Source organism: Paenibacillus zanthoxyli JH29, assembly GCF_000520715.1.
GTDB lineage: Bacteria > Bacillota > Bacilli > Paenibacillales > Paenibacillaceae > Paenibacillus_AQ > Paenibacillus_AQ zanthoxyli.
Genome location: NZ_ASSD01000609.1, coordinates 1 through 5,369, shown reverse-complemented (window position 1 = coordinate 5,369; position 5,369 = coordinate 1). Strand labels below are relative to the sequence as shown.

The window sequence follows — 5,369 nt, the reverse complement described above, 5'->3', positions numbered from 1 at the left end:
GCTCCAGCAGCAGCAGCGGCTGCCGGCAATGTGAGCCTTGAGGAAGAGCGCGTACCGTTCAAGGGTATCCGCAAAGCGATTGCGAACGCCATGGTTAAATCGGCTTATACCGCTCCGCACGTAACGATTATGGACGAAGTGGATGTAACTGAACTGGTTGCATTCCGCACCCGCATGAAGCCTGTCGCCGAGAAGAAGGGCGTGAAGGTAACCTATCTTCCGTTCATCGTCAAGGCGCTCGTGGCGGCTTCCCGTCAGTTCCCGGCGCTTAATGCCACCATTGACGAAGAAGCGAATGAAATTGTATACAAGAAATACTACAACATTGGTATTGCAACCGATACGGAGAACGGCCTGATCGTTCCAGTGATCAAGGATGCCGACCGCAAGAGCATCTGGATGATCGCCTCGGCGATCAGCGACCTGGCTGCACGCGGCCGCGAAGGCAAGCTGAGCCCGAACGAAATGAAGGGCAGCACGATTTCCATCACGAACATCGGCTCCGCCGGCGGTATGTTCTTTACACCGATCATTAACTTCCCTGAAGTGGCCATCCTTGGAACGGGCCGCATCAGCGAGAAGCCGGTTGTGAAGAACGGAGAGATCGTAGCCGCTCCGGTCATGGCTCTTTCCTTAAGCTTTGACCATCGCATTATCGACGGTGCAACCGCGCAGAACTTTATGAACTATATTAAATCGCTGCTCGCAAATCCGGAGCTGCTGGTTATGGAGGTGTAATATATGGTAGTGGGAGACGCTTCACTCGATATTGATACATTGGTCATTGGTGCAGGTCCGGGCGGATATGTGGCGGCTATCCGGGCTGCCCAGCTTGGACAAAAGGTGCTCATCGTGGATAAATCCGAAGTCGGCGGCGTATGTCTGAACCGCGGGTGTATCCCGTCCAAAGCGCTGATCTCGGCGGCTCACCAGTATGAATCCGCCAAGCATGGCGAAGCGTTCGGCATTAGCGCCGAGAACGTGAAAGTGGATTTCACCAAGACGCAGGAGTTTAAGACCAGCGTCGTCAAGAAGCTGACCGGCGGCGTCGCCGGCCTGCTGAAGGGCAACAAGGTTGAAATCTTCAACGGCGAATGCATGTTCATCAGCACGACGGAAGCGCGCGTATTTAACGACCATGAATCGCCGCGTTACCGCTTCAAGAACTGCATTATCGCGACCGGCTCCCGTCCGATCGAGCTTAAGCCTTTCCCGTTCGGCGGACGCATTCTGTCCTCCACCGAGGCGCTTGAGCTGCCGGAAATTCCGCAGAGCCTGATCGTCATCGGCGGCGGCTACATCGGCGCGGAGCTCGGCCAAATGTACTCCAAGTTCGGCACCAAAGTCACGATTATTGAAGGCATGGATACCGTACTGCCGGGCTTCGACAAAGACATGACCCGTCTTGTATCCAAGAGCATGGCGAAGACAGGCATTGAGATCGTGACGAATGCCAAAGCGGAAAGCGCGGTGCAGACTGACAAGGACGTTACCGTGAAATACTCCGTTGGCGGCGAGTCCAAGGAAGTAACGGCTGAATACCTGCTCGTAACCGTAGGCCGCCGTCCGAACACGGATGGAGAGCTGGGACTTGACCTGATCGGCGTCGAGCTGGATGAGCGCGGACTGATCAAGGTTGACCATCAGGGCCGCACCAACATTCCGAACATCTTCGCCATCGGCGACGTCGTTCCCGGACTTGCGCTGGCCCACAAAGCTTCCTACGAAGGCAAAATTGCCGCCGAAGCGATTGCGGGACATAAATCCGCTGTCGACTACAAAGTGATTCCGGCCGTCGTGTTCACCGATCCGGAATGCTCCAGCGTCGGCCTGACGGAGAAAGAAGCGAAGGACAAAGGCTTCAAAGTCAAATCCGGCAAATTCCCGTTTGCAGGCAACGGCCGCGCCCTGTCCCTCAACAATCCGGACGGCTTCATCAAGATTGTTGCGAACGAAGAGAACAATATCGTGCTGGGCGCGCAAATCGTCGGCATCGAAGCCTCTAACCTGATCGCCGAGCTTGGTCTGGCTATCGAAATGGGCGCTACGCTTGAAGATATCTCGCTGACTATTCACGGCCACCCGACACTGGGCGAAGTCGTAATGGAAGCGGCGGAACTGGTCGAAGGACACCCGATTCACGTGCTGACCCGCTAATCATACGAACGAGAAAGCTTGCATAAGCAAGCTTTCAGAATAGGGCGAAGACGCATAAGCGTTTTCGCCCTTTTTTCTAGAAATATAAGACTGTATAAGCTTCGCACCTATCGTTTGGTCTTATATTTTTACGAGAAACGTACTTGCGTCTTAAAAAGACGCCGTCAGGCGTTTCTTCTTATAGCGCCTGCTATCTGCTTTCTGTTGCTGCTTGAAACGGTCGCCGCTCTAGAAGAATGGAGAGGCTGTTGCTGCTTATACACGGCGGATGCTGTCCTTTTCTATAGTTTGGTATGTTACATGGGGACGTAAGTCATGGTAGAATTAGTTGAGAATATGAATGGAGGAGCGGTGAAAGCTTGCGTAAATATTTAGATCTGCTGCAGGATGTATTGGATCATGGCACCCGCAAGAGCGACCGTACGGGAACGGGGACGATATCCGTATTCGGCCGTCAGTTGCGGTTCGATCTATCGGAAGGATTTCCGCTGATGACAACCAAACGGATTCATCTGAAATCGGTGGTGCACGAGCTTCTTTGGTTTCTGAAAGGCGAAACGAATATCGCTTATTTGAAAGAAAATGGCGTTACCATATGGGACGAATGGGCGGATGAGAACGGAGAACTGGGACCGGTATACGGCTCGCAGTGGCGTGCATGGGAAAGCGCGGATGGACGCCATATCGACCAGATTTCAAGCGTGATCGATTCGATCAAGAACAACCCGGATTCACGCAGGCATATCGTAAGCGCCTGGAATGTGGGCGAGATTGACCAAATGAAGCTGCCGCCCTGCCACTTCGTCTTTCAGTTCTATGTAGCGGACGGCAAGCTGTCCTGCATGTTGACGATGCGTTCGGTGGATACCTTCCTCGGGCTGCCGTTCAATATTGCCAGCTACGCCCTGCTGACGCATATGGTTGCCCAGCAGACAGGGCTAGAGCCGGGAGAGTTTATTTGGTCCGGCGGGGATGTGCACATTTATACAAATCATCTGGAGCAGGTGGCGACTCAGCTGTCGAGGGAGCCTTACGAGCTGCCTAAGCTTGTCATCCGCCGAAAACCGGATAGCATCTTCGACTATACTTTTGAGGATTTTGAGTTTGAAGGATACCGCTACCATCCGGGAATCAAAGCGCCTATCGCCGTATAGCAGACATACCACGATCAGATCTCATTACTGCATGCGAGGAGGGAATCATAAAGATGAGCATTAGCTTAATTTGGGCCATGGGCGAGGATGGAGTCATAGGAAAAGACGGCGCCATGCCATGGCACCTTCCCCGGGATTTTGCGTTCTTCAAGGCGCAGACGATGGGCAAGACGATGCTGATGGGCCGGAAAACCTGGGATTCCTTGGGAGGAAAAGCGCTTCCGGGAAGAGCAAGCGTTATCCTGACCCGGGACGAAAGCTTCGCTCCTAAAGGGGCGGAAACGGTTCACAGCTTGGAAGAGGCGCTTGAGCTTGGCCGCGGGCAGGATGAGCTGATGGTGATCGGCGGAGCGGAAGTGTACCGGATGACGCTGCCTTTTGCCGACAAGCTGATCGTTACCCGGATTGACGAGTCTTTTGAAGGAGACACGTTTTTTCCTGAAACGGACTGGAGCAAGTGGCGGGAAGTGTCCCATACGCAGGGAATCCGTGATGAGAAAAATCCGTATGATTACCGGTTTGTCGTGTACGAACGTTCGGAATAATCGGCACCCCTGATCTCTTCACTCGGAGGATTAGCAGCCTGCTTATCTGACATAACATGTGAAAAAAGTACAAACAATCAGCAAATTAGTCCATTAACGTGCGAAAGTTAGGGATGCTAATATAATTAAAATTAGAACTTTTAGGCCCATTAATTATTGTACAAGAACCTCTGTGTGCTAAAGTGAATCCCACCTAAAATGCCGCAATATGTTCAAGTGTACTGCAACCAACAAGAATAGAACGGATGGGGGAATCGAAAATATGTCTACACCAACTGGATTTATGGAATATAAAAGACAGCTTCCGGGCGACCGCGATCCCGAGCAGCGGGTTAAGGACTGGGAGGAGTTCCACGACCATCTGTCGGAAGATGAACTGCGGACGCAGGGCGCGCGCTGTATGGACTGCGGAACGCCGTACTGCCATACCGGAATCGACATGGCCGGAGGCACTTCGGGCTGTCCGGTGCATAACCTTATTCCCGAGTGGAACAACCTCGTATACCGGGGATTGTGGAAGGAAGCGCTGGAGCGTCTGCACAAGACCAATAACTTCCCTGAATTTACCGGCAGCATCTGTCCGGCTCCATGCGAGGGCTCTTGTACGGTCGGCTTGATTGGACAGCCGGTCACGATCAAGACGATCGAGCTGGCGATTATCGATAAAGGCTTCGAGGAAGGCTGGGTCGTTCCGGAACCTCCGGAGAAACGCACGGGTAAAAAAGTAGCGGTAGTCGGCTCCGGACCTGCCGGGCTCGCGGCGGCGGCGCAGCTTAACAAAGCGGGCCATTTGGTTACCGTCTACGAGCGCAGCGACCGGGTCGGCGGGCTTCTGACCTACGGCATTCCGACGATGAAGCTCGATAAGCGTGTCGTGCAGCGCCGGGTTGACCTGCTGGCAGCTGAAGGCGTCACTTTTATCGTCAACACGGAGATCGGCAAGGATATTCCGGCACAGCAGCTTGTTGACGAGTACGATGCCGTCGTACTGTGCGGCGGTGCGACCCAGGCGCGTAAGTTCACTGCGGAAGGCAGTGATCTGAACGGCGTGATGTACGCTATGGATTACTTGAACGGCACGATCAAGAGCTACCTGAATTCGGGGCTTACGGACGGCAATTTCGTGTCTGCGGAAGGCAAAGACGTTATCGTGCTTGGCGGCGGCGATACCGGCTCCGACTGTGTAGCTACGGCGCTCCGTCACGGCTGCAAGAGCATTACCCAGTTCGGTACGCATGACAAGGCCCCGCTCGAGCGCGATCCGATTGCGAACCCTTGGCCGCAGTTCCCGAATGTATATACGCTGGACTACGCCCAGCAGGAAGCGAAGGCGGTATTCGGCCATGACCCGCGTGAATTCTCAATTATGACGACGAAATTCGTCGGCGACGAGAACGGCAACCTTAAAGAGCTGCATACGGTGAACATTCACCGGACGGTTGATGAGACAGGCCGTAAAACCTATCAGCCAATCCCCGGTACCGAAGCGGTCTATCCGGCGCAGCTGGCGCTG

General features: G+C 54.0%; 5 protein-coding genes. All 5 read left to right on the top strand.

All coding sequences use genetic code 11. From position 1 onward, the window contains the following. Positions 1-738 (top strand): dihydrolipoamide acetyltransferase family protein (locus tag L691_RS0123565; RefSeq protein WP_025692735.1); only part of this gene is annotated, 738 nt, incomplete at its 5' end. A gap of 3 nt (positions 739-741) precedes the next feature. Beyond that, entirely contained in the window at positions 742-2,157 is a 1,416-nt protein-coding gene (gene lpdA, locus L691_RS0123560; protein ID WP_025692734.1) for a dihydrolipoyl dehydrogenase, read from the top strand. 359 nt (positions 2,158-2,516) lie between these two features. After that, a complete protein-coding gene (thyA, locus tag L691_RS0123555; protein ID WP_025692733.1) occupies positions 2,517-3,311 on the top strand; it encodes a thymidylate synthase in 795 nt (264 codons plus the stop codon). A 53-nt stretch (positions 3,312-3,364) separates the two neighbouring features. After that, positions 3,365-3,856, top strand: coding sequence for a dihydrofolate reductase (locus tag L691_RS0123550; RefSeq protein WP_025692732.1), 492 nt, complete (start codon positions 3,365-3,367; stop codon positions 3,854-3,856). Positions 3,857-4,118: 262 nt separating this feature from the next. Beyond that, a partial coding sequence (locus L691_RS0123545; RefSeq protein ID WP_025692731.1) for a glutamate synthase subunit beta occupies positions 4,119-5,369 on the top strand: 1,251 nt, incomplete at its 3' end.